General features: G+C 49.2%; 25 protein-coding genes. 14 read left to right on the top strand and 11 right to left on the bottom strand.

Going from position 1 to position 23,813, the window contains the following annotated elements; translation table 11 throughout:
• Positions 1–103: 103 nt before the first annotated feature.
• On the top strand, positions 104–3,088 hold the full coding sequence (locus TW77_RS19520; protein ID WP_046006653.1) for a putative bifunctional diguanylate cyclase/phosphodiesterase: 2,985 nt from the start codon (positions 104–106) through the stop codon (positions 3,086–3,088).
• A gap of 44 nt (positions 3,089–3,132) precedes the next feature.
• Here TW77_RS19520 and TW77_RS19515 read toward each other — a convergent pair whose 3' ends face one another.
• Positions 3,133–3,462: a translation initiation factor gene (locus TW77_RS19515; protein ID WP_046006652.1), complete on the bottom strand. Its 330-nt coding sequence runs from the start codon at positions 3,460–3,462 to the stop codon at positions 3,133–3,135.
• A 145-nt stretch (positions 3,463–3,607) separates the two neighbouring features.
• Here TW77_RS19515 and TW77_RS19510 point away from each other — a divergent pair, with 145 nt between their 5' ends.
• The 4 genes from TW77_RS19510 to TW77_RS19495 all read left to right on the top strand — a co-directional run bounded on the left by TW77_RS19510 (position 3,608) and on the right by TW77_RS19495 (position 7,649).
• A complete protein-coding gene (locus TW77_RS19510; protein WP_046006651.1) occupies positions 3,608–3,913 on the top strand; it encodes an STAS domain-containing protein in 306 nt (101 codons plus the stop codon).
• An 18-nt stretch (positions 3,914–3,931) separates the two neighbouring features.
• Positions 3,932–5,578 (top strand): fused response regulator/phosphatase, encoded by a 1,647-nt coding sequence (locus tag TW77_RS19505; RefSeq protein WP_046006650.1) that lies wholly within the window; start codon positions 3,932–3,934, stop codon positions 5,576–5,578.
• A gap of 113 nt (positions 5,579–5,691) precedes the next feature.
• Positions 5,692–6,351, top strand: a complete 660-nt coding sequence (locus TW77_RS19500; protein ID WP_046006649.1) for a GAF domain-containing protein — start codon at positions 5,692–5,694, stop codon at positions 6,349–6,351.
• A gap of 104 nt (positions 6,352–6,455) precedes the next feature.
• Entirely contained in the window at positions 6,456–7,649 is a 1,194-nt protein-coding gene (locus TW77_RS19495; RefSeq protein ID WP_046006648.1) for an amino acid aminotransferase, read from the top strand.
• 65 nt (positions 7,650–7,714) lie between these two features.
• Here TW77_RS19495 and TW77_RS19490 read toward each other — a convergent pair whose 3' ends face one another.
• Entirely contained in the window at positions 7,715–8,026 is a 312-nt protein-coding gene (locus TW77_RS19490; protein WP_046006647.1) for a YebG family protein, read from the bottom strand.
• A 384-nt stretch (positions 8,027–8,410) separates the two neighbouring features.
• Between TW77_RS19490 and TW77_RS19485 the strand changes: the two genes are divergently transcribed.
• Positions 8,411–8,704: a ComEA family DNA-binding protein gene (locus tag TW77_RS19485; RefSeq protein ID WP_046006646.1), complete on the top strand. Its 294-nt coding sequence runs from the start codon at positions 8,411–8,413 to the stop codon at positions 8,702–8,704.
• Between the two features lie 62 nt (positions 8,705–8,766).
• On the opposite strand, the gene TW77_RS19480 is transcribed toward TW77_RS19485, so the two are convergent.
• The gene (locus TW77_RS19480; protein WP_046006645.1) at positions 8,767–9,657 is read right to left on the bottom strand and encodes a hypothetical protein; all 891 of its coding nucleotides are present in this window, start codon (positions 9,655–9,657) and stop codon (positions 8,767–8,769) included.
• Between the two features lie 12 nt (positions 9,658–9,669).
• Positions 9,670–12,021, bottom strand: coding sequence for a TonB-dependent receptor (locus TW77_RS19475; protein WP_046006644.1), 2,352 nt, complete (start codon positions 12,019–12,021; stop codon positions 9,670–9,672).
• Positions 12,022–12,305: 284 nt separating this feature from the next.
• Between TW77_RS19475 and TW77_RS25270 the strand changes: the two genes are divergently transcribed.
• Positions 12,306–12,464, top strand: coding sequence for a hypothetical protein (locus TW77_RS25270; RefSeq protein ID WP_156158717.1), 159 nt, complete (start codon positions 12,306–12,308; stop codon positions 12,462–12,464).
• Positions 12,465–12,502: 38 nt separating this feature from the next.
• Here TW77_RS25270 and TW77_RS19470 read toward each other — a convergent pair whose 3' ends face one another.
• Together TW77_RS19470 and dsbB are read right to left on the bottom strand one after the other, a co-directional pair.
• The gene (locus TW77_RS19470) at positions 12,503–12,805 is read right to left on the bottom strand and encodes a hypothetical protein (protein ID WP_046006643.1); all 303 of its coding nucleotides are present in this window, start codon (positions 12,803–12,805) and stop codon (positions 12,503–12,505) included.
• Positions 12,806–12,812: 7 nt separating this feature from the next.
• The gene (gene dsbB, locus TW77_RS19465; RefSeq protein ID WP_428838751.1) at positions 12,813–13,322 is read right to left on the bottom strand and encodes a disulfide bond formation protein DsbB; all 510 of its coding nucleotides are present in this window, start codon (positions 13,320–13,322) and stop codon (positions 12,813–12,815) included.
• A 177-nt stretch (positions 13,323–13,499) separates the two neighbouring features.
• Between dsbB and TW77_RS19460 the strand changes: the two genes are divergently transcribed.
• Both TW77_RS19460 and TW77_RS19455 read left to right on the top strand, forming a co-directional pair.
• Positions 13,500–13,907 carry a nucleotide triphosphate diphosphatase NUDT15 gene (locus TW77_RS19460; protein WP_046006641.1) on the top strand — a complete coding sequence of 136 codons (408 nt, stop codon included), beginning with the start codon at positions 13,500–13,502 and terminating at the stop codon, positions 13,905–13,907.
• Positions 13,908–13,923: 16 nt separating this feature from the next.
• Positions 13,924–15,030 (top strand): helix-turn-helix domain-containing protein, encoded by a 1,107-nt coding sequence (locus TW77_RS19455; protein WP_046006640.1) that lies wholly within the window; start codon positions 13,924–13,926, stop codon positions 15,028–15,030.
• Here TW77_RS19455 and TW77_RS19450 read toward each other — a convergent pair.
• Positions 14,979–16,151 (bottom strand): DUF418 domain-containing protein, encoded by a 1,173-nt coding sequence (locus TW77_RS19450; RefSeq protein ID WP_162197975.1) that lies wholly within the window; start codon positions 16,149–16,151, stop codon positions 14,979–14,981. The genes TW77_RS19455 and TW77_RS19450 overlap by 52 nt on opposite strands.
• Before the next feature lie 153 nt (positions 16,152–16,304).
• The gene (locus TW77_RS19445) at positions 16,305–16,709 is read right to left on the bottom strand and encodes a helix-turn-helix domain-containing protein (RefSeq protein WP_046006638.1); all 405 of its coding nucleotides are present in this window, start codon (positions 16,707–16,709) and stop codon (positions 16,305–16,307) included.
• A gap of 110 nt (positions 16,710–16,819) precedes the next feature.
• On the opposite strand from TW77_RS19445, the gene TW77_RS19440 reads away from it, so the two are divergent.
• The 3 genes from TW77_RS19440 to TW77_RS19430 all read left to right on the top strand — a co-directional run bounded on the left by TW77_RS19440 (position 16,820) and on the right by TW77_RS19430 (position 19,276).
• On the top strand, positions 16,820–17,434 hold the full coding sequence (locus TW77_RS19440; RefSeq protein WP_205623890.1) for a class I SAM-dependent methyltransferase: 615 nt from the start codon (positions 16,820–16,822) through the stop codon (positions 17,432–17,434).
• A 210-nt stretch (positions 17,435–17,644) separates the two neighbouring features.
• Positions 17,645–18,358, top strand: a complete 714-nt coding sequence (fadR, locus tag TW77_RS19435; protein WP_046006637.1) for a fatty acid metabolism transcriptional regulator FadR — start codon at positions 17,645–17,647, stop codon at positions 18,356–18,358.
• A 312-nt stretch (positions 18,359–18,670) separates the two neighbouring features.
• On the top strand, positions 18,671–19,276 hold the full coding sequence (locus TW77_RS19430) for a peroxiredoxin C (protein ID WP_010382361.1): 606 nt from the start codon (positions 18,671–18,673) through the stop codon (positions 19,274–19,276).
• Positions 19,277–19,470: 194 nt separating this feature from the next.
• Here the strand turns inward: TW77_RS19430 and TW77_RS19425 are convergent, their stop codons facing one another.
• From TW77_RS19425 to smrB, 3 genes are all read right to left on the bottom strand, one after another.
• The gene (locus tag TW77_RS19425) at positions 19,471–19,758 is read right to left on the bottom strand and encodes a hypothetical protein (protein WP_046006636.1); all 288 of its coding nucleotides are present in this window, start codon (positions 19,756–19,758) and stop codon (positions 19,471–19,473) included.
• A gap of 194 nt (positions 19,759–19,952) precedes the next feature.
• Positions 19,953–20,753, bottom strand: a complete 801-nt coding sequence (locus TW77_RS19420) for a response regulator (RefSeq protein ID WP_046006635.1) — start codon at positions 20,751–20,753, stop codon at positions 19,953–19,955.
• 241 nt (positions 20,754–20,994) lie between these two features.
• Complete coding sequence (gene smrB, locus TW77_RS19415) at positions 20,995–21,549, bottom strand: endonuclease SmrB (protein WP_046006634.1); 555 nt, start codon at positions 21,547–21,549, stop codon at positions 20,995–20,997.
• A gap of 85 nt (positions 21,550–21,634) precedes the next feature.
• Here smrB and prmB point away from each other — a divergent pair, with 85 nt between their 5' ends.
• Positions 21,635–22,570: a 50S ribosomal protein L3 N(5)-glutamine methyltransferase gene (prmB, locus tag TW77_RS19410; protein WP_046006633.1), complete on the top strand. Its 936-nt coding sequence runs from the start codon at positions 21,635–21,637 to the stop codon at positions 22,568–22,570.
• A 55-nt stretch (positions 22,571–22,625) separates the two neighbouring features.
• Positions 22,626–23,726, top strand: a complete 1,101-nt coding sequence (aroC, locus tag TW77_RS19405) for a chorismate synthase (protein WP_046006632.1) — start codon at positions 22,626–22,628, stop codon at positions 23,724–23,726.
• Positions 23,727–23,813: the final 87 nt, after the last annotated feature.

Here is a 23,813-nt window from a genome sequence, read left to right as displayed (position 1 = left end):
CGAATGTTGACATATCTGGCAAAGTGTTTGGCGAGGTTCCCCATGATCTGGTATATTCTGCGCACTCAATATAGAAAAACTGTAACTAGCTAAAAGGTTTATCGTGGGCTATCGACGACCTGTGTCTCGCTTTGGTTTTAACTCGCTCAGTGTCAAGCTCCCGCTGCTCACTGCCGTTGTGTGTTTGATGGCCGGCGCCATCGCAGCCGCTTTGCTGCTGAAAACCGAAGAAAGGCAGCTAGTTTATGAAGAGTTTCATAAGCTGAGAGTGCAAAGTGAACAAACCTTGATGCATTTCTCTGAATTTCTGACCTCAAAGAAAAAGCTGGCTCAGCAGGCCAATATGGTGGTGAGTCGCGCTTTGTTTACAGAGCAATCTGGACACACGGCGACACAGCATCAGGTACAGCTTAACCATACCGACGAGCGTATTAATAGCATTGCAGCGAATGGCATTTCAGCCGCTTACCTGCCCGCCGAGAACCTGAATGAGCGAACTCAAACTCTGCTCACTGAATCTGAATATGTGTGGAACTCTCTGTCTCCTTTGCTGTTGCAGGATTTTTTCAATTTTTACCTGTATACCACAGACGATTTTGTACGTATCTCGCCGCCAAACTCTTTGCTGGTAGAGGGCAAGGGAGGCAATCATTTCAGCACCCATGCACTGCCTTTACTGCGTGAAGAACTTAACCCGACGCGTCAGGCGCTATGGTCCGGGATCCACTTCGATGAAGTCTGGAGCAAATGGGTCGTCAGTGTGCTGGTTCCCGTATACGTAGACGACACCTATCAAGGGTTTACTGGCAGTGATCTGGAGTTAGATGTGCTGCTGAGACACTTGCCTGAAGCCAGTGAGGATCTGGCGTATATCGTCTTTGATAAGCAGGGGCGCGTGCTATCTGCACCTAACATGGGGATCCTGGCGCATAACAACGAGCTGGCAGATAAATCATCGTTGCCTCAGGCTTTTAAACAAATGATTGAGCGTACCTTGCAGGTCAATCTGCCCAGTTTACAAAGTGAATTCGGTTATAACGAGGCGGCCTATTTGGCGAATGTTGTTCATCTGACGGAGCTGGATTGGTACATAGGATATTACAAACAACGAGATACCGCGCTGTTTGCACTCAACGATTTAAAATGGAAGTTCTCGGGTCTATTTATCCTTTATGGCTTGTTTGTGTCTTTGCTGCTGCATCAGATAATTTATCACCTGATCCTTAAGCGCCTTAATTACGCCGCCGATGCTTTGAATTCTTTTGGCAAAGGTCAGCTTGACCATCCCGCACTGCCTGATGCACATGATGAGTTAGGTGTACTGAACGCGTCAATCAATGATATGAGTGGTGAAACTCGCAAACTGATCCAGGGTTTGAATACCCGGGTATCTGAAAAAGAATCGGCTCAAAAGCAGGCCAACCGACTTGGCAAGGCGGTAGAGTTCTCTGGTACTGGAGTCATAATTACCAACGACAGGTTTAAGATAGAGTATGTAAACCCCAAAATGTTGGAGATGACTGGCTACAACGAAGCACATTTTATTGGCTCACCTTTACTGGCTATCGTGTCAAAAGAAATGGCCATCATCATAGACGACATTGATTTTGATCTGCGCAGTCGCAATTACTGGCGTGGTGATACGCTGCTGCAGGGCGTGTCGAATGAACAGATCTGGGTCAGCCTCAGTATTTCTCCCATTCGCGAAGATGGCGGGCGGATATCCAGTTATGTTGCGTCGGCTCAGGATATTTCCTTTGTGAAAGAAAGCCAGCGCAAAATGGAAGAACTGGCCTATTTTGACACCCTGACTGGGCTGGCAAATCGCACCTTTTTCCGCATGCAGCTACGCAAGTCGATGGCGCTGGCCGAGCGCGGGCACTACGCTTTTGCCCTGTTTTATTTTGATCTCGATGAATTCAAGCGGATCAATGACACCTTGGGCCATGATGCAGGCGACCGTTTACTGGTTGAAGTGGCAGACAGACTCAAACAGCGACTGCGCGCAGAAGACACCATAGCGCGCCTGGGCGGCGATGAATTTGCTGTGCTGCTTAGTGGTATCGAGAGTCGGGAAAACGCCATGGATGTGGCCTACACAATCCAGCGCACACTGGCAAAGCCCATTCGTCTTGGTAATAACGAAGTGATTATCAGCGCCAGTATTGGTATTACCCTGGCCCCGTTTGATAGCAAAGAAGAAGAGCAACTCCTGAAGCATGCCGACCTGGCCATGTACGAAGCCAAAGCAAAAGGGCGAAATACCTTTCACTTCTACTCACAGGAGTTGGATGCGGCAGCTAACGAGCGGTTATATATTGAAAACGAGCTGCGTCAGGCCATCAAAGAAGGGCAGTTTAGCCTGCGCTATCAGCCTCAGATAGACAGCACCACAGAGCAGGTTGTCGGCTATGAGGCGCTGGTGCGCTGGTATCACCCTGAAAAAGGCTTTATTGCGCCAACTAAGTTTATTCCTATCGCTGAGGCGACCGGCATGATAGTTGAGCTGGGTGCCTGGGTACTGCGTGAAGCCTGCCAGTTCTCAGCCCGCTTGCGCCGCAGTGGACGGGCTGCGGATATTTCTGTCAACTTGTCGGCACGCCAGTTTAAAGACGTCGAATTAATCGAACACATTGCCACGACGCTAAAAGAAACCGGTCTGTCTCCCCAGATGCTGCATTTAGAGCTGACAGAGAGCATGTTAATGGGCGATGTTGAAGCAGCCATAGAGCAACTACTGGAAATGAAGAAGCTTGGCGTGTCTTTGTCTATAGACGACTTTGGTACGGGCTACTCGTCATTGAGTTACCTCAAGCGTTTTCCGGTCGATGTGCTGAAAGTCGATCGCTCCTTTGTCAAAGATATCCCCGAGGATTCCAATGATATGGAGATCACTGCGGCAATCATCGCGATGGCACAAAAACTGAGTATGAAGGTCATTGCAGAAGGGGTGGAGACTGAGGAGCAAGTGGCATTCTTACAAAGAAATAACTGCTTTATTGTACAGGGCTACTATTACAGTGCGCCCCTGACAGAACATGAGATTTTGCTGCAAAGCCAGCATCCGGACATTGGCCAGGCCAAGTAGGCCTGCTGTGGTGCACTGATAGCTGACTTTGCACGATACCGGGATCAGCCACCGGCGATTTTAACTTTAAAACCCTGTGCTTCGAGCAGCGCTTTAAGTTTATTACGGTCGTCGCCCTGGATCTCAATCACGCCGTCTTTGAGCGCGCCACCCTGACCCATCTTGCTTTTCAGCGTTTTTGCCAGTTTCTTCAAATCGTGTTCAGCCGGGTCTATGCCAACAACCAACATAACACCTTTGCCCTTACGACCTTTCGTTTGTCGCTCAATACGCACTGCGCCGTCTTTAAATAATTTTACTTCTGGCTCAGCCGGGGTTTCGGTGTGTTTGATCCGGCCAGACTCGGTGGAATACACCAAACGACTCTCTGACATTTTGACTCTCCTGTTAATAACTCTCGCCTGCCATGGTAACAAAAAGCGTTTTGAAGCGAGATAATTTTTTGGCTAATTCCACTTATCGGTTTATATTTAAAACAACATCATGGATACCAAAATTCAACCAAAGTAGGAGCTTGCAATGAGCCTGAGCAAAAATGCTTCAGCGGACGGAAAAACTTTAACGATTCAAATCAAAGGAAAGTTTGATTTTAACCTGGTCCAGTCTTTTCGTCAGGCCTATGCCGAAGTAGGCAGCCAAACGGAGAAGGTGGTTGTTGATCTGCGTGACACCGATTATATGGATAGCTCCGCATTAGGTATGTTACTTAATATGAAAAAAACCTTAGGCGACTCGGTATCTAGCATCCAGATCAGTAATTGCAGACCTCAACTGAAGAAGATTTTACAGATTTCACGCTTCGATAAGAAATTTGATATCGACTAATCCACGAGGGACTCGTGCATGTTAATTTTGGTTGTGGATGATCAGCCACTCAACTGTCGATTGCTACAAACCATGCTTGAGCACCAACACTATGATGTGCTGGTGGCAAACAATGGCCAGGAAGCCCTGGAGGTGCTTTATCAGCACGATGTAGACATTGTCTTGCTGGATGTCATGATGCCAGTGATGGATGGCTTTGAGACCGCCCCCAAAATCAAAGAGCATGCCGGTGATGTGTATTTACCCGTGATATTTATCACGGCCCTGGAAGACCACGCTAGTTTTGAAAAGTGCCTGCATGTTGGTGGCGATGACTTTATCCACAAACCCTTTGATCGGATCGTACTTTCTGCAAAGATCCGTGCCCATGCCCGCACGCGAAAACTCAGTAAAGAAGCCCACGAACAAAAAAAGCAGCTCGAGTATCACTACAACCAGATTGAGCGCGAACACGAAATTGTAGAGCATATCTTTCGTAATGCCTTGTCCGGTCAGGAGGACTTTGCCGACTTATGTGACTATCACCTGTCTCCCGCCTCTATGTTCAACGGTGATATGTTTCTGATGGCAAAAAGCCCGATTGGTGGGTTTTATTGCCTGCTGGGGGATTTCACTGGTCATGGCCTGGCTGCTGCGGTCGGCGCGCTCCCGGCATCGAAGATTTTTTATACCATGGTGCAAAAAGGCATGGCGGTGAATGACATTGCTGCCGAGCTGAACAGTTCATTGAATACCTTATTGCCCGGGCACATGTTTTGTGCCGCAGCGATTATCGAGATCAGTGGCTCCGGGCGGAACCTGTCAGCCTGGCTGGGGGGCTTTCCCGACATCTATCTGATAGATAACCAGGGGCAGGTGCTTAAAACCATAGAATCTCAGCATATGTCGCTAGGGATCCTCGATGAAGATGAATTTGAGCGTAATACCTTGCACTTTGAAGTTGAGGTAGGCACACGCCTCGTGATGGCAACGGATGGTATCATTGAAAGCGAAGCGCCCGATGGTGAGCTGTTTGGCGAGCAAAGGTTGATCGATGTGCTACGCTGCAAGGTTGATATTTCGACCAGAGATATTATTCAGCAGGTACGAGAATACAGTGGTCACAAAGAGCAACAGGACGATTTAAGCATAGCGATCATTAACTGCTTACCTGATAACTCAAGTGAGGCCCTGCCGCCCGAATATTCTACTTTGCCATTTAATATTAGTATTTCGCTGAATGCACAGCAGATGCGCTTTACCGATCCAGTACTCGAGCTGGTGGACATTTTGTCTAAAGTAGAGGGCCTGCACGCCCACAGATCCAATGTCTTTTTGTTACTGTCAGAGGCATATAACAACTCGCTGGATCACGGCGTTTTGGGGTTAAAGTCGGATTTAAAAAATCAGGATGATGGTTTTATTGAGTATTACCATCAGCGGGCTCGTGCACTGGAAAGCCTCAAGGATGCGCTGATCATTATTAATGTCCGTTTTTGCCCGGAAGAATATTGTCTCGTGTTCAATATTTGTGATTCAGGTAATGGATTTGACCAAAGCTCAACAGCACAGCATCAGTCGCAACAAGAGCATGGCAGAGGGGTTGAGCTGCTCTCTGAAATTGCACGAAGTGTGACCTATAACCAGGTTGGCAATGAGGTTGAACTGGTGTACTCGCTCAGATGAGCCGGGGCCGCAGGCAATTTTTCTTGTAAAAAATAAAATATTCTAATGACACTCTGGTATCCCCCGTGCGTCCGTGATAAATTTGATGGATATTTAGATGTTTGGATGGCCAAATGATTTCTACCTATCTTTCTCATTGTAATTTATCTATCAGCGAAACCGCGGTGGCTGGCCAGCTTAGTGAGCTGGATGCGTATCTTGAAACACATCACCTGGATGCCATATGGTCATACCAAATTCCGGAGCTTGGAGAAGGGGGGAGTTGCAGCCTGTTTGGTCACTTACAGGAAGCCCCTTTTTTACTGGCTGAGTATGTTTCCAAAACTAATGATACTGAGCAGCAGCTGTCGCGTTTACAGACCATTGCGCAATACGTTAAATCCGCCACCGGCGTAGACTGGTTTGGTATTTATCAGGCGCGTGAGGCCGATGGCATGCAGCAGTTGTTGAAGCTGGCCTATTACGGCGCACCAAGTCGACCCTTGTTCCCAATTACCGACGCATTTGCTGCGACGTCAAACAATATCCAGACTTTTTTGTCTGAGCAGGCCCGGGTTATCAATAACATTCCGGATTATGTTGCCAAAGGTGGCGAATATTATACCTGCGATCCTAAGGTGCAGTCAGAGGTTTGCCTGCCGCTTTTAGATCCACAAGGCAAGTGCCAGGGGATCATAGATGCAGAAGCTTTTGAGCAAGAGTGCTTTGATGAATACAAGCTGGCAGTTTTAGTTGCCGCTTGCATCCGCGCAATTGAAAATCTTCCCGGTTAAGCGGACTCGTCTTCGCGACAACTTATGTTAATATGAGCTGAAAGTTAACCCCTCGACAAACGAGTCAGAAAACCTCGTTAACGTTAATTAGGAAAGAGAGAACCATGTTTTCAGAACTAAAACCACTTCCGACGGATCCAATTCTTGGCCTGATGGCTGCCTATAAAAAAGATACTAACCCGAATAAGATTGACCTGGGGGTTGGGGTGTATAAAGACGAGCAGGGTCATACCCCGGTTCTGAAGGCGGTAAAAAAGGCAGAAGCGTTTCGCCTGGAAAATGAAACAACCAAATCTTACATTGGTCTGGCGGGTAATCTGGATTACTGCGATAAGATGGAAAAACTGCTACTGGGTAATGAGCATCCGGCGTTGCTGGCCAATCGCATCAGAACAGCCCAGGCACCAGGCGGCACAGGGGCTTTGCGCGTTGCGGCTGAATTTATTAAGCGTTGCAATACCGATGCGACTGTTTGGGTAACGACCCCGACCTGGGCAAACCATATCAGCTTGTTCGAAGCGGCTGGTCTGACAGTTAAAGAATACCCCTACTATGACTATGAGAACAAAGGCCTGTTATTCGATGAAATGATCGAAGCACTTAAGCAGGTACCAAAAGGCGATATCGTATTACTGCACGCTTGTTGTCATAACCCAAGCGGTATGGATTTAAACGCAGAGCAATGGCAAATCGTGGCAGAGTTAGCGAAAGATTCGGGCTTTACACCGCTTGTTGACATTGCCTATCAGGGCTTTGGTAGTGGCCTTGAAGAAGATGCACAAGGCCTGCGTCTGCTGGCTGCAACCGTGGACGAAATGCTGATCTGTTCTTCGTGCTCGAAAAACTTCGGCCTGTACCGTGAGCGCATTGGTGCATGTTCATTCATTGCTAAAGATGCAGTCGTGGCGGATGTTGCTAATTCAGTATTACTTAGCGTTGTACGCAGCATCTACTCAATGCCTCCTGCACACGGTGCGGACATTGTGAACACGATTTTGGGTAGTGAAGAACTTACTCAAGAGTGGCATCAGGAGCTGGCAGAGATGCGTGACCGTATCAATGGTCTGCGTAGCTTGCTAAAAGACAGCCTGAATGCGAAAGGCACATCACAGGACTTCTCTTTCATTGAGCGTCAGAACGGGATGTTCTCTTTCCTGGGCATAGACAAAGCGCAAATTGACAGGCTGCGTGAAGAGTACTCAATTTATATTGTAGGCTCCAGCCGCGTAAACGTAGCGGGAGTAAGCAAAGACAATATTGCTTACTTTGCAGATGCCGTTGCGACGGTTTTGAAATAAGTGCCATTAATATGAAAAAAGCCAGCTTCCGTCGGGAGCTGGCTTTTTTTTTCTGGTCTGCAAGATTAGGCCTGTTTGATGGCTGTGACCTTATCGTCATTCCCTTTCTTACTGGCAGGCTTTTCTTCTGTGTCTTTCTTTGTTGACACTTTGCCGCCTTTCAGGATGGCCATAAAGTCATCTTTTTGTTTGGCAATTTCCAGTGCAAGCGACTCAACCTGTTGCTCACTGAGTGGGACGTCTACTTTCTCTAACATGCCTTCAAGCGCTTCTGCAACATCCAGCATTTTATCATAAGCATCCGCCTCTTTTTTGCTGGTAAACGTCATACGCTCTACTCCATTTCTTTCTACCACATACTTTACGATAACTGCCATGATCACTCTCCACGAACACTGTTTTTATATACAGTAACTTGTCTTGTCAATAATTACAACCGATAAAGTGTTGTTATGCGTTTATACCGCCAAATTTAATCCATGCAGCTCAGCTCGCACCCGCCAGGTCACACTCGACCAGGTCTTAATTTCAAATAAAAACAAACAGCTAGCTTGGTTTCTCTACACTGCAATGAGACCGCTGGTTTGGCCTTAGCATAAGACACAGAAATTAGCATAACAGGGCAAGATGAAAAATAAGCAACTAAAAAACGCTGACATCATTTTGACATATTTACCGATGTTTACTTTATTTTAACTGTGCATATACATCGCAACGCATGCACTGATACATGGACACTTTATTATATGAGGGATCTTACTATGAATATCAAAACACTGTTAGCGACATTGGCGTTGTCCGCCGCACTTCCGGTTATTGCTCAGCCAGAACAAACGCCCGTAGCCGCTGCGCAAGTCGCGGATGCGGTCATTAATGTCAACCGTGCCAGTGCCGAAGAGCTAACCCGTTTACCTGGCATCGGCATGAAAAAAGCACAGGCCATTGTTCGCTATCGCCAGGAAACTGGCGAGTTTCAGGATATGGATGCCTTATTGCGGGTAAAAGGGATAGGCGTCAACATTCTTGCCAAACTCAAAGGCAGGGTCACTTTTTAGCGTTGTTCCAGAGTCGTCTGGTCATCTCCAGGAGCAGCTCAGGCTGCTCTTTTTACTTCATTTCATTGTGTTGTTTCGAGTGCCCTGGTGGTCTGTTGTTCCAGCTGCTTTTTGAAATAAGCCCGTTCAGACTCAGGCAGGTAGCGCAGGTGCAAGTCATAAAATCCCTCGGTTTGATATAGCTGGCGCAAAGCGTCGTTGACGGTTTGCAAAAATTGCCGCGACTCTGGGGTATCAGAGCAGGCAATGTGACCAAGAACAAAAGGTGGATTGTGCGCGATTTCAAGGCTCTGAACTTGCTGCAGCGTCAGTTTGCTTGCATAACGCTGTATTGTCGTCGGATAAGTGAGAATAAAACTGGCCCGGCCGCGCTCGAACATAGCGATTGTCGACTTGTAGCTGTCACCACCGGGACGCCTGATAAGCTGGTCTTTATTGACAGTGGCGAGCTGAGCATCCAGGTAATCTCCATAAGAGCGTTGCGCTTCGGTAAGTAAAGTGGTTTTAGGGTGGGCCCGTAGCAATGCATTGAGGTCCGTCAGCTGGCCTTGTGCATTCACAAAGGAGGATAATTCAATATTGAGCGGTAAAAAGTATAACCTGTGGCTGGGGTACAGGTGTACTGGTAAGCTGAATAAGTACTGTTTAGCGCGTTTTTGTGTTTTGATCCGATTCAGAGCGCAGTAGGGCTGGTTGCTTCTCAGCAACTGGTCAATACGGTTTCCGGGTGCCAGCAGTAGCTGTGGGCGGGTCAATGCCGGTGTGGTTTGCGCTATATACTCAAATACCAGATTATTGGAGTCGGTCGATATATCCAGTGTCTGATCTGAAAATACCATCTTAATGTCCAGTGGATCATCACTGAGTAGCAACAGCTGAGCGCTTGCGATAAATGGCACACAGGCAGACAAGGCGACTGTGCTAAAAAGTAAAAAAGTGCTTACTAAGGTCATATTAGTACTTCTTTAAAACTGGTACGACAGGGATAACCCCCACTCTCTGGGTGGTGCCAGGTAATGCTCGGCCACACCAAATACTTCGGTAAAGTCATTGCCACCGATAAGCACGCGCTTATCAGTGAGGTTGCGAACAAACAAGGCAAGCTCCAGCTGATCTGTGATGGCATGACTGATACGTGCATTCACTAAGGCAAAACTCCCTTGTGCACCCAGCTCAGTATTAAACACATCGTTATACGTTTTGCTGCGAAACCCCCAGTCAAGCCCAATCTTGACGGGGTGTTGCATGGCGGTGTGCCAGTGATACCTGAGCCCCAGGGCGGCGGTCCAGCGCGGCGAGCGCATCAGTTTACTGTCCGTGGTGACCTGAGTGGCAGTACCCACAGAATCAAACCGGGCATCTGTGTATGACAGGTTGCCAGACAAGCGCCAGTCTGGTGCTGGCAGTGCCTCAAAGCTGGCTTCAATACCTCGAATACGGGTTTCTCCGACATTGTCGATAAAAATCTCAAGGCCAGCTTCGGTAGACTGACCGCCTCGTAATTGCATGTCCTTATGCTGCATATCAAAGGCGGCTAAGCTGAGTTGCAAAGTATCTTCCAGTAATTTGGTCTTGTAGCCCAGCTCATATGCAGTGAGGTATTCAGGGTCAAAGGGCTGAGCGGATGTCGGTGAATTAGGTATGCCGTTAAACCCACCGGATTTAAAGCCCCGGGATGCACTTAAGTAGACGAATTGTTTATCACTGAAGTGGTATTCAATGCCTCCCTGAGGAGAAAACACCCGCCAGCTGCGCTCGATAGGGCCGCCATTTTTTTGCCCCTGCGTGTGGCGTGTTCTGTCGATCAAAATGACCCCGGCATTATCGGCATCACTTTGTACCTGCTGCATTTTATCCTCGAAGGTCAGTCGTCCGCCCAGGTGCACAGCCCAGTGTTGTGTTAGTGCATATTTCATGTGGGTAAACACAGCGGTACTCTTAATATCCACCTGGTTGTCAAAGCCACTGTCGATATCCAGTCCAATGTTCAGCGGGTTGCCTGGCCCGCCGATGCTGGTTGGATTATCCAGAGGAGAGCCATCGAGCGGACCCGGAACACTTTCCAGTGCCTGGTATAGCCCGCCGATAAAAACCAAGTCGGTGAGGTGATTGATGTGCTCATCAAAATGGAATAAGCCCACCAGCCAGTTAAGCTGCTCGTCCAGCGCACTGCCGCTGATGTGCAGTTCCTGGCTGAACTGAAACTGGCGCTGAAAGTCCTGAGTATCGCCAATGATGGCCGGGTTATTATCAAAGTCGCGGCCATAAGTGGCATAAAACTCCCGATAGGCGGTGAGTGATTTTAACTGCCATTGCTGGGGCGTTTGCCATTCGAGCGAGAGCAAAACGCCAGATTGATCCAGCGTGTTAAAGTTAGTGCCCAGCGAGGCACTGCGATGCGCATTGCCAAAGATCTGCAGCGGCGGGTAGGGCTCGGCAACACCACTTTGTGCGACCAGGTCGTTATATAGCACCAGCAGATCAGCCTGATCGTTCTTTGCTGCGAGAACAGACGGTGCCGATCCCGAATTGATGCGGCGCTGGTCCAAAGACAGCTGAGCGGTGAGTTGCACACTGGCCTGATAGCGAAACTTGGCACTTGCTGCCCATTCATCCTGGCCACCTTCAAACTCGCCGTTGTCACGTATGACAAAGCCATCGCGGTTGAGGTGAGTGAAGGTAAAGCGGCTGCTGAGGGAGTCGCTGAGTGCAAGGTTTGCGCGCATTCGGACATCCCTGCGCTCGAACGCACCCAGTGTGATTTCACCATCGGCAAACGTGTCTTCGACGGGGTCATGCGTGTAGATTGTGACAGCACCCCCTATGGTATTTTTACCAAAAATAGCCCCTTGCGGGCCTCGTAATACTTCAACCTGGCGCACATCGTATAAGTCAAAAATACCACCGGGGGAGCGGGCGTAGTAAACTCCGTCGAGGTAGAGCCCTACGCTGGGGTCGACCGTGGGCAGCGGGTCAACCTGGCCGATGCCACGAATGGTGATGTTTGCACAGTGTGTACAGCCAGAATTTTCACCGACTGTGGTGACATCAATATTGGGAATAAAATAGGCGGCCTCCAGCAAGGTATTGACATTACGTTCGCGCAGAAACTGATCTGACATGACCGAAATAGAAACGGGTATGGCAAGTGCGTTTTCTTTGACTTTGCGGGCCTCAACCGTTACTTCCAGCAACTCATCGATAGATAAGGCGAACACATCGGTGTCATTGCCGGGTGTCTTGTGGGCAACAGAACCTGCGCTAAACAACATACAGCTTGCACAGAAGCTTGCGATACGAGGGAGTCTACTTTTCATTGAGTACCTCAATGATAATGATTATTCCAACTCCCTGGAGGAACAAGCAACGCGGATGACCCAAACTTGCGGGTCATTGAGCTTGATTATAGCAGTTATAATACGACTCGTCGGACAGCTTACCTGATTTCAATCGCCAAAGGTGCATTCAGTTAATAACAACAATGTGAAAGGGTATGTCGATAGCATCATCTTGTAACATTTGTTTGTTTTTTGAACTTGAGGATGGCAGAGCCTTTGTGATTTTATGGTGTTGAAACAATAACCAAGAAGGAAGCGAAGTAATGAAACTACAATTAAAAACCAGCAAACTAAAGCGTCTTAATGAACAACATCAACAGTTGGCGCGGGCCAATACCCCTCAGGTAGGCGGCGGTTATACCACGAAGCCCTGGACGGTTTGGTGTGAAGATCTCAGTAAAGGCCCGGATTGCCGAGCTTAAAGCTGACGAGTAGATAAGTGGTGCAAGGCACCACTTTTTTATTGATTGGTTTTGCGAAACTCAACAATGGCCTGCTGCATATAAGGCCGGGCAAACTGGATCTCAAGCGGCACGGTGAGCAAGGGGTAAGCCAACCCGCATACGAGTAACACGGGCAGCAATATCCAGCCTTCGATAAATGCCAGCGCCATGAATAGCGGAGTTAACAGCATTAGCTTGGCGATATTAAGCATAATTTTTTGTGATGCAGGTAGCTGCGCCAACGCCTGCGCTTTAATACGCTGTTTATCACGCAGTGCAAAGTCATCCAGTTCGGTGAGTTTACTCAGTCTGAAAACCATTTACGTCTCATCTTTTAACAATAAATACGGCGGCAAAGGCGATAAAGCAGACGCTGTAAAGTGCGAAAATCACTTCCATCCAGCCTGGCATCGACAGACCCGCAAAATACCAGTCAATATTACCACAATCTCCGGTCGCCGCGAAGAAAGCCGGCAGCCATTCATGTAAAGGCATAAAGCTTGGGAAGTTAGGCACAAAGTCACAGGTAAAGGCGAACGGATCTGTGGTGGTTTGCATCGCAATATGCTCTTTTGCCAGCAACCAGCCCCAAATTGCTGAAATACCCCAGCAACTCATGGCGATGAACCTGACAGGCAAACTGGTCGGTGAGGCCAGGCCAATCAAGCCAGCGACCACAATGCCAAGCACTGCGGTACGCTGATAAATACACATAATGCAGGGCTCAAGGCCCATGGCATACTGAAAATACAAGGCGATGGCTTCCAGCGTGAAAGCAGACAAAAACAACACGCCCCAGGCAAGTCGGGTACGAGAAAATTCAGCGAGTTTATTCAACATAAGTGTTCCTTTTTTTGCCCGTTATTATGGCGCTGTCATTGCATCCGGGCAACTGGTTTCAGACTAGTCGTGCGGTTTGACTGCTGAATGCAATATTAGTTTCCGGGACAGACTTATTTCAGAGGTTAAATGTGTTATCTTCTGGGCAATTTAACAGTAAAGGAAAAATAAGCAATGCAATCAGTTGTGCGTGTTGGCGTGGCCGTAGTCATAAAACGTCAGGGTAAACTGTTACTGGGCGAGCGTATTGGTGCTCACGGGGCGCATACCTGGGCAACGCCTGGAGGGCATCTTGAGGTGGGCGAGAGCATTGAGCAGTGCGCACGTCGCGAAGTGTTGGAAGAAACTGGCCTGGAACTAACGCGGGTCACTCCAATGGGCTATACCAATGATGTTTTTGAGTCCGAAGGCAAGCACTACATCACCTTGTTTATGCAGGGGGAGTGCGAACAAGGAGAGCCACAGCTGTTGGAACCCAATAAATGTGTGCAGTGGCGCTGGTTTTCACCCAATGCCCTGCCAGCACCATTGTTTTTGTCGTTGCGCAATTTATTGGCGCAAGACCCAAGCGGACTTGACTGAAAAACTGAGTCCTCCAGTGTCATTTCAAGATCTTATCCTGGTAAGCAGTGCCACAACGTGTCTGCTGTTTGTGTTTTTACTGCTGTCTTTGTCGCACCAGCAGCGCACTAACAGCCGCTACTTGCTGGTCTACTTGTTATTAATCGGCGCGGTGCAGCTGGTGGACATTGCCAGCAAGCCGGGTGACACCCTGCACCTGTTGATCGGGCCACTGGCGCTGATGCTGGGTCCGCTCTTTTATCTGTATGTGACGTCACAGACCCCTTGTTCAAAAGCCAGCCCGTGGCTGCGAGTGTTGCTTTTTTCTCCGGCCGCCCTGGTGATGTTGCATTTGCTGCTGTTTAAGGGGCAGGTGATTGCCACGCCTGTGTTCAGTCACAATACGGTCTTGCATTCAATTGCTCTCATGGAGCTGATATATGTGCTGGCTGCTATATCGCAATTACGGCATACCTCGCATGTGCTCAGTCAGACTGCGGATGGGTCGGCGCCTGTAAAGCTGAGCTGGCTGAATTACTTATGCTATCTCAACCTGATCATACTGTTGCTGGAGACTGGCTACTATATTGTTCGTCAATTCGATGTGTTGCCAGCAATGAATAGCAGGGCATTGCTCAACACGGTATTGCAGCTGTTTTTACTCCTGATTGCCTGGCGTGCGGCTCACGCACCCCAGGTTATTTTTACTGAGCAGCAGCGCCAGGCTGCGCGTCAGAAATATCAAAAGTCTGGTCTGACGCCCGCGCTGTCAGACTACTATGGGCGCAAACTGGATACCCTGATCCGCGACAAGCAGCCTTATCTGGATAGTGAACTGACCTTGTCGGCATTGGCGGAGCAAGTTGGGCTGAACCCGCATAATCTGTCGCAGTTACTCAATGAACATCTGCAGACCAATTATCATGACTATATAAACCACTGGCGGGTCAAACATGCGACTGAGCTGCTGAAGAATACCAGCCGCTCGGTCGAAGAGGTTGCCTATGACTGCGGGTTTGGTACCCGGGCCGCTTTCTACACGGCATTTAAAAAACACCACCAGCTCACGCCCGCTAAATGGCGTATTCAGTTTCAACGGCCTGACAGCGTACGCCAGAGTAACTCAGCCGGGCCCGATGGATAGTGCATCAGCCACCATTTTGAGAGGCCCAGTTGTATCATCCAGACCGTGGCGATAGTTAAAATGGCCCCTGCCGCCCCGGTATTGGCGTAAAACCCCAGCCCGTAAAACCACACAGAGCATAACAGGCTTTGCAGCAAATAGTTGCTCAGCGCCATGCGTCCAACCAGGCTCAGGTAGCCCCGCAAGCGACTCAGCCAGCCTCGCAGACTGATGTATGCCAGCAAAGCCATGTAACCACAGGCGGTAAGTACAGATCCCCAGTAATTCCACAGTGTATGCTTAAAAAAGTAGTCCGGAAACAGCCACTGTTGCTGATGATTAAACCATAACCCGGCCAGCGACATAGTGATCCCAGCGGAGATAGTGCAGAGCGCAAAATAGCCATAAAAGCGCCGTGAAAGATGGCCACTGATAAAGCCGAACCGGTACAACGCCAGGCCAATCAGCATCAGGCCGGATACCCGGAATACGCCCCAGGCGGGAAAGGTTGAAAGGTGAAACTCCCTGGCCAGCTGGGCGCGCATCGCCAATTGTTCAAACCAGCTGCCAGAGAAAGCGTCCAGCTCTGCCTGGCTGATAAGGGCGCTGTGGGCAAAGTGCTGGGTTATCACGTCAAAGAGTATGTGCTCGGGCAGTTGTTTCAGGGCGGCAAATGTCGTCAGGCTGTTGATGGAGCCGACAGCCAGTATCGCCAGGCCACAAAGTAGCATCAGCCCAGCCGGGGCGCGGACAAATAATAAAGGGATAACACCGCACACGGCGTAATACACCAGAATATCCCCATGCCAGATCAGGTACGCATGAACGAGGCCAAACGCGAGCAGAATGAGTTGTCGTCTTAGGTAGTAACCATAGGGAGGTTGGCCAGCCTGTATCCGTTTATCGCAGATCAGCGCGGTACTGGCGCCAAACAGCATAGAAAAAATCGCCATAAACTTCTGATCGGCAAGCAGGTGCTGGAGCTGCCACCAGAGGTGCCCCAGCGATGACTGAGCCGATAGCATCAGTGGTGAAAAATAAGCCGCATAGGGTTCTGAGAACAGGCGGATGTTCATCAGCAAAATGCCCAGTACGGCAGCGCCTCTGATGACGTCCAGTAAAGTATGTCGGGATTGGTTCACGTCAGGTCTCGGTAAAATGTAAAAGAAGCCAGACGCTAACATACTGAGCCGGAGTACTTGGTCAATCTGACCGGAATTGACATGGTAGCACGCTTACAAGGCACAGCCATATAAACTAACTAATTGATAATAATGATTATAAATGTTGTCAGACTAGATTTTATGCGTAAGTGGTTTGAGGCGTTTTCCGGCCAGCTTCACCAGGCGCTGAAAAGTCGGGCAGGCGAGGTGATTGGGGGCTGGGCAGTGAGCTGCATGATGCAGACCATCGCGGATAGCCTGCATAGAGGCAATCTGCTTATCCAGCTCAGCGGTTTTTGCTATCAGCAGTGCACGATCAATATCAACGCCCTGAGGCAGCAGCATCCGGCCAATTTCATCCAGAGACAGGCCAACGTGACGGCCCAGGTTGATCAATGCCAGTTTCTCCAGTACTGAGGGGTCATAATAGCGGCGCAGACCGTGGCGTCCTGCACTGCGGATCAACCCTTTTTGTTCATAATATCTGAGGGTGGAAGGCTTGAGCCCGGAGGCTTTGGCGACATCGGCAATATCCATGTGGTTCTCTTTTATGTGAAGGTGAAGAAAAAGTGTGCCTGTCAGGGCTTGACCTAAAGTCGACTTTAAGTTGTAGCATGCTTTATATCACTTGACGAGAGGAGACCGTGATGAATTTTGATCCTATGTGGGATGTACGCTTTGCTGGGCCTGATTACGCGTATGGCACTGAACCAAATGATTTTTTAAAGGCTCAGGTTAAACAATTAAAAGGTAAACGTGTGTTGAGTCTGGCAGAAGGAGAAGGGCGCAATGCCGTGTACCTGGCAAAGCTGGGCTTTGAGGTAACAGCGGTAGACGGCTCTGTTAAAGGGATAGAGAAGGCGCAAAAGCTGGCTCAGGCAGTGGGTGTAAAGGTGCAATTTATTCATGCCGATCTGAGTAAGTTTGAGCTCGGCAATCAATGTTGGGATAACATTATCGCTATTTTTGCGCCATTTGCCCGTCCGTTACGTGAAAAATTGCATCAAGGCGTGGTGCGGGCGCTCAAGCCCGGTGGTGTTTTTTTAACGGAGGCCTACGCACCAGAACAAATACATTTTGGCACTGGCGGCGGCAGCGATGTGAGCACCATGCTGAGTGCGACTCAACTCGCTGAAGAGTTAAGCCCGCTGGAATGGAAACACCTGCAACAGCTGGAGCGCCAGGTGGTCGAAGGCCAGTATCACACAGGCCTCGCCGCCGTGGTTCAGGGCGTTGCCATAAAACCACTCATCAAGCCGTAAAAAAGGACGGCTTAGTCGGGGAATAGTCCCTTTAATGGGGCTTTTCTCGGCCTTTGTTGAATGCTGTTATAAGGTGGAACAGATATGCCTTGTTAGTTGCAAATCATCTGGTACAATCAGTGGATTATTGAGTTGCAGAAGCCTGTTGGTGTGCTACACACTGAAGCACAGGCTTGTCGACGTACCTTATGTTGTCAAAAGTGGTGCTAAATGAGAATCTTTAAAGCCAAGAGCCCAGCAGGTTTTGCTGAGGAGTATATAGTTGAGTCAATTTGGAATGGCGAATTCCCTCCAGGCTCGATTTTACCAGCCGAGCGCGAGCTGTCCGAGCTTATTGGTGTGACTCGCACCACGCTGCGTGAAGTACTGCAGCGTCTGGCACGTGATGGGTGGTTGACTATCCAGCATGGCAAACCAACGCGGGTAAATAATTTCTGGGAAACCTCTGGTCTGAATATTCTTGAGACGCTGGCTCGCCTGGATGAAGATAAAGTGCCTGAACTGACCGATCAGCTGTTGTCTGCACGCACCAATATCAGTGCCATTTATACCCGTGCTGCGATTAAGTTTAATCCACAATCTGTGATTGATATTCTGTCTAAGCATGCAGAAGTGGCCGACACAGCAGAAGCCTTTGCCGAGTACGACTACCGTGTGCACCATCAGCTGGCCAGTGCCGGGAACAACAAAATCTACGTACTGATCCTCAATGGCTTTAAAGGCCTTTACTCAAAGATTGGTTGTCATTATTTCTCAGATCCGCGCACCCGTGAGCTGGCTCGCGAGTTTTACGCCGATCTGACAGCGCTGGCAGAAAAAGGTGATCATGACGGTGCCATTGCACTGATGCGTCGTTACGGTCATCGTTCTGGTGAGATTTGGCAGCAGTTGCGTGGCGACATGCCAGACGACATCATGGACTAAGTTTGACGGCTCTATGATAAAAAGCACCTCAGGGTGCTTTTTTTGTGTCTGCAAACTCTGGTGATATTGGTTATTCGCTGCGCCATCAATTTATTAGATGGCTGCTATCGGATAATTCGATTGTATCCTTTTGAAGGAACAGCATACACTGAGCGCCAAATAATACCATCTGGTATAGGGGTTGTTTTTTTATAAAACGCCTCAATAATAAGTGACAATTCGCAGTGATACAGAAAAGCGTTGCCTGACATGGCATGTTGCTCTGTGTGATTGTGAGACTTTGGAACTCAAACTAACTATTTGGAGATAACAATGGGTGTATTAGTAGGCCGCAAGGCACCTGACTTTACAGCAGCTGCAGTTTTAGGTAACGGTGAAATCGTAGATGGTTACAATCTACATGAGCGTATCAAAGGTAAGAAAGCGGTTATTTTCTTCTACCCACTAGACTTCACTTTCGTTTGTCCTTCTGAGCTAATCGCATTTGACAAGCGTTACGAAGAATTCCAAAAGCGTGGTGTTGAAGTGATCGGTGTATCTATCGATTCTCAGTTCTCTCACAACGCATGGCGTAACACGCCTGTAAACGAAGGCGGTATCGGTCCGGTTAAATATGACCTGGTTGCTGACGTGAAGCACGAAATCTGTCAGGCGTATGACGTTGAGCACCCAGAAGCAGGTGTTGCTTTCCGTGGTTCTTTCCTAATCGATTCTGAAGGTAACGTACGTCACCAGGTAGTAAACGACCTACCTCTTGGCCGTAACATCGACGAAATGCTGCGCATGGTTGACGCGCTGGCGTTCCACGAAGAGCACGGTGAAGTATGTCCAGCTGGTTGGACTGAAGGCAAAAAAGGTATGGACGCAAGCCCTGAAGGCGTTGCTAAGTTCCTGTCAGAAAACGAAGGCGACCTGTAAGTTCGACTGAGTTTTTCTGAAAAAAACCCGCCTTGTGCGGGTTTTTTTATACCCCGGTTTTGCCCTGTCATGATGTACGTCCCATTGACCTTTTCTGATTGAGAAGTTTAATCAATTCAATTGAGCCATATGCCAGCATCAGACTGATAACGGGTGTGGCCAGTAAGCTCAACAGTGTTATTTCATTCAGCATGTTATTGTCCTTTATCTTGCGCTTGCTGGGCTGTTTTTTGTTCCGGTGTTAAAGATTGGATAAGCGCCGCTTTGGTGCTTCTTTTCAGCTCAATCAGGTTCGCTTTGATGGTCTGACTGACATGAGACTTAATCTCGCTGAGCACTTCTTGCGTTACGGCTGCGGTCGCATTGCTGGTAATGGTGCTGGCATTGACACTGGCTGCGACGCTGGTATTGCCTGCGGCGACAGCGCTGGTGCTTAGGCCAAGAGTCAGGATAAGCATGCTAAGTTGGGTTGCAGTTTTCATTGTCTGGTTCCTTTTGGGTTAGTCACGATGACGTTAATGTGTTAGTCGTTCTAACTATTACAAAGGTTGTGCCAGCTTAAAGAAAATTTTTAATGCATTGAAATATATGGAGTTTTGCTTTTTTGTTTTAGGCTGGTCACAACCCATGGTGAGGGTTTTGACCAGCCTGAATAGCGGTTTTCACCAACTTTTGGTTAGTTTTGTTCAAGTAGCTGGTAGATCAACTGTTTTACAACCTGGGGCTCGAATGGTTTGTCACACAAGGCATTGACACCAGACTGCGCGATATTGGCCAGATGTGTTTCATTGGCCTCAGAAGACACCATCAGGATGGGGACATGGTTATGCTCGTTGGAGTTACGAATGGCCTCAGCCAGCTCCTGACCGTTCACTTCTGGCATGTTGTAGTCGGTGATGATCAAGTCAAACATGGTGTCTTGCAAAATAGTCAGCGCTTGTGCGCCATGTTCGGCTTCGCTGACTCGGGATGCGCCCAGGTTGTTGAGTACCCGGCGGATATGATTACGTGCCAGGCGGGAATCATCCACGACCAGGATCCTGAGTTCCTGAATATCATACAAGTCCAGCTCTAACTCTTCCGGGGATAAAATATCCAGGGTCGCATTGAGGGCTTTGCCAAGGTGGGTTTTGTTAAAGGGCTTAGGCAGAATAGCCACGACGCCAGATTGTTTAAAGGCTTCCAGTTGCGGCCTGCGGGTTTCACTGGAGATCAGCATAAAGGGCAGCTGATGGTCTGCTAAAACCGTATGGATATGCTGCAATAACGTGAGTGCGTCACCATCTGGCAGATAGAGTGCACTGATCACTAAGTCGGGTTTGCTGCTATTCAGGCTCTCTATGGCGGCCGCAAGTGTGTCCACACACTCGATATTCTGGATCCCTTCTTCCTGAAGTTCGTTGCTGATGATCCGTCTTTGGGTCTGGGACGGCTCCAGGAGTAAGATGCTCAAGTCTGAGCTTAAAAGTTCATTCATGGTTTGAGAGTCAGGTTACAATAAAAAAGAGTCAGATTAACTGGCAATATAACGTATTTGTTACCGTGTCGCTAGCTTAGTGAGCAGGGTGTTAAAACGGGATCTCGGCGCTAATTTACATCTAGCGTGAGAAGGCGCACAAAGTAAAAACAAAAACTCAGTCAGCGGGTGTTTTGAGAGGGATTTGATAAGGGCTGGGATGAAGGGCAATACGCACATTGGCGATGGCCCAACATTAAACTTAGCGACGAAATTCCATGCTTTGGGGTAAGTCTACCAGGATCAGCACGGCGCCTTTGCCGCCATATTCCAGCGGTGCCTGGTGGATAGCCAGGATATCAGGATGCTGCACCAGATATTGCGGTACTTTGTGCTTTAACACGCGCTCGCCAATGCCATGGACCACGCAGGCACAGGCCACGTGCTGTTTTTTACAGGCGTGGATCAAGGCCGCCAGCTCGTCTTTCGCAGTTTCTTTGTTCATGCCGTGCATATCCAGGATCAGCTCAGGCGCATAGTCACCACGGCGCAACTGTTTGGCCAGGTATTTGTCGGCACCCGGGCGGACATAGTTGACGGTGCCATGTGTATCTATATCTGGTACATATTCGTCCGAGAAGTAAAATTCAGCCTGATGCTGCTTCTTTTGCTCGGCGATGACTTCACCCTTAAAGCGCGTCTGGCGCCTTGGCTGCTGCACGGTATCTTGCTTGAACTGACTGGTGCCCGAGACGGCTTCGCGGAACAGGGCGAAATCGTCGGCTGGCAATTGTGAGTTTGATTTATCTGTGTTCATAGCGTCATTTTAAAGAAAAAAAGCGTAAAAACCTAGCGTAAAAACCGTTACAATGCCGCCATACTTATAGTAGTGAGAGCAACTCATGAGCGACTCTGTTATTTCTCAGGCGATGGCTGAAGAAGCCTATCAGGATTTAATCACCATTCAGGACTGGTTACGCTGGACCGCCAGCCAGTTTGCAGGCAATGGTGTGTTCTTTGGACACGGCACAGACAACCCGTGGGACGAGGCGGTCAGTCTGGTTTTGCCATTGCTGAATCTGCCTGTTGATGCACCTAAAGAGCTAATTAGCGCACGCCTGACACACAGCGAAAAAGTCAGGCTGGTAGAATACCTGCGATTGCGTATCGATGAGCGCATTCCGGTTGCCTATCTGACCAACCAGGCTTGGTTCGCGGGACTGCCTTTTTATGTCGATGAGCGCGTACTGGTACCACGCTCGCCCTTTGCTGAGCTGATCGAAACCCAGTTCAAGCCCTGGCTAAAGTCGCCGGAGAAAGTGACCCGGATCCTGGATATGTGTACAGGCTCTGGCTGCATTGCCATTGCGCTGGCCAAAGCGTTTGAGCAGGCTCAGGTGGATGCGGTTGATATTTCGTTTGATGCGCTGGCAGTGGCCGAGATGAACATCCATGACCATCAGGTCCAGGAGCAGGTTTTTGCTATCCAGTCGGATGTGTTCAGCGGGGTGCCCGGACAGCAATATGATCTGATCGTGGCCAATCCTCCCTATGTGGATGCGGAAGATATGGCGGACTTACCAGAGGAGTTCCATCATGAACCTGAGCTGGGTCTGGCGTCGGGAGAGGATGGGCTGGATGTAACACGCACTTTGCTACAAGAAGCCGCAGCACACCTCACCGAAGAGGGGCTGCTATTTGTCGAGGTGGGTAATTCTATGGTACATATGGAAGCGCTTTATCCCGGTGCGCCATTTACCTGGCTGGAATTTGCACGCGGCGGGCTGGGTGTCTTTGTGATCAGTAAAAAACAATTACTGGATTACTTTAACGACTAAGCGTTTTCCTGTGGTCAGGGAAGCGCAAAGGTGTTTTTTGGAATGAGGAAAATCAATGGCAGGCAATAGCATAGGCCAGTTATTCAGGGTATCGACCTTTGGCGAAAGTCACGGCGTTGCACTGGGTGGTGTGGTGGATGGTGTCCCGGCGGGACTGGAACTGGACGAAGCGGATCTCCAGGTCGACCTGGACAGGCGTAAACCCGGACAAAGCCGGTACACGACGCAGCGTCGCGAGGGGGATGAAATTAAAATACTCTCTGGCGTGTTCGAGGGCAAAACCACTGGCACCAGTATTGGCTTATTAATCGAGAATACCGATCAGCGCTCTAAAGATTACAGTAAAATCCAGGACGTATTCCGTCCCGGCCACGGTGATTACAGCTACTGGCATAAATACGGACACCGCGACTATCGCGGCGGCGGACGCTCGTCAGCCCGGGAAACCGCCATTCGTGTTGCAGCCGGTGGCATAGCGAAAAAATATCTCAAGCAAGTGCATGGCATTGAGATCCATGCCTGTCTGTCGCAGCTTGGGCCGATTAAAGCCGAGCAGTTCGACTGGCAACAGGTCGAGCAGAACCCCTTTTTCTTTCCCGATGTCACTAAACTGGATGCGCTGGATGAATATATGCGCGACCTGAAAAAACAAGGTGACTCGGTCGGTGCAAAGGTAAAAGTGGTGGCCAAAGGCGTACCTGTTGGTCTGGGCGAGCCGGTATTTGACAGACTGGATGCCGAACTGGCGCACTCTCTGATGAGCATTAATGCCGTAAAAGGCGTTGAGATTGGCGACGGTTTTGAGGTGGTAGAGCAAAAAGGCTCAGAACACCGGGATGAACTGACACCCGAAGGCTTTACCAGCAATCATGCCGGTGGCGTGCTGGCCGGCATTTCGACTGGTCAGGATATCATTGCCTCGATAGCGCTTAAACCGACGTCGAGCATTACTATCCCAGGTCAGAGCATTAACACCCAGAATGAATCGGTAGAGATGATCACCAAAGGCCGTCACGACCCGTGTGTGGGGATCCGGGCTATCCCGATTGCCGAAGCCATGATGGCCATTACCCTGATGGATCATTTGCTCAGACAACGTGGGCAAAACCCGCATGTTGACTTGCAACATGGCCCAATTGCGGCGCAAAGACCTTAACAGCGCCGCCGGGAAAAAAGCCAGCGTTTTTACGCTGGCTTTTTTGTCTGTATGGTTTATCCCAATTTGCTTAATTAAGTGTTCTAT

The sequence above is a fragment of the Pseudoalteromonas rubra genome (genome assembly GCF_000967655.1).
Lineage (GTDB): Bacteria > Pseudomonadota > Gammaproteobacteria > Enterobacterales > Alteromonadaceae > Pseudoalteromonas > Pseudoalteromonas rubra_A.
The sequence above is the reverse complement of the archived record's forward strand: the minus strand, read 5'-3'. Positions and strand labels throughout refer to the sequence as shown.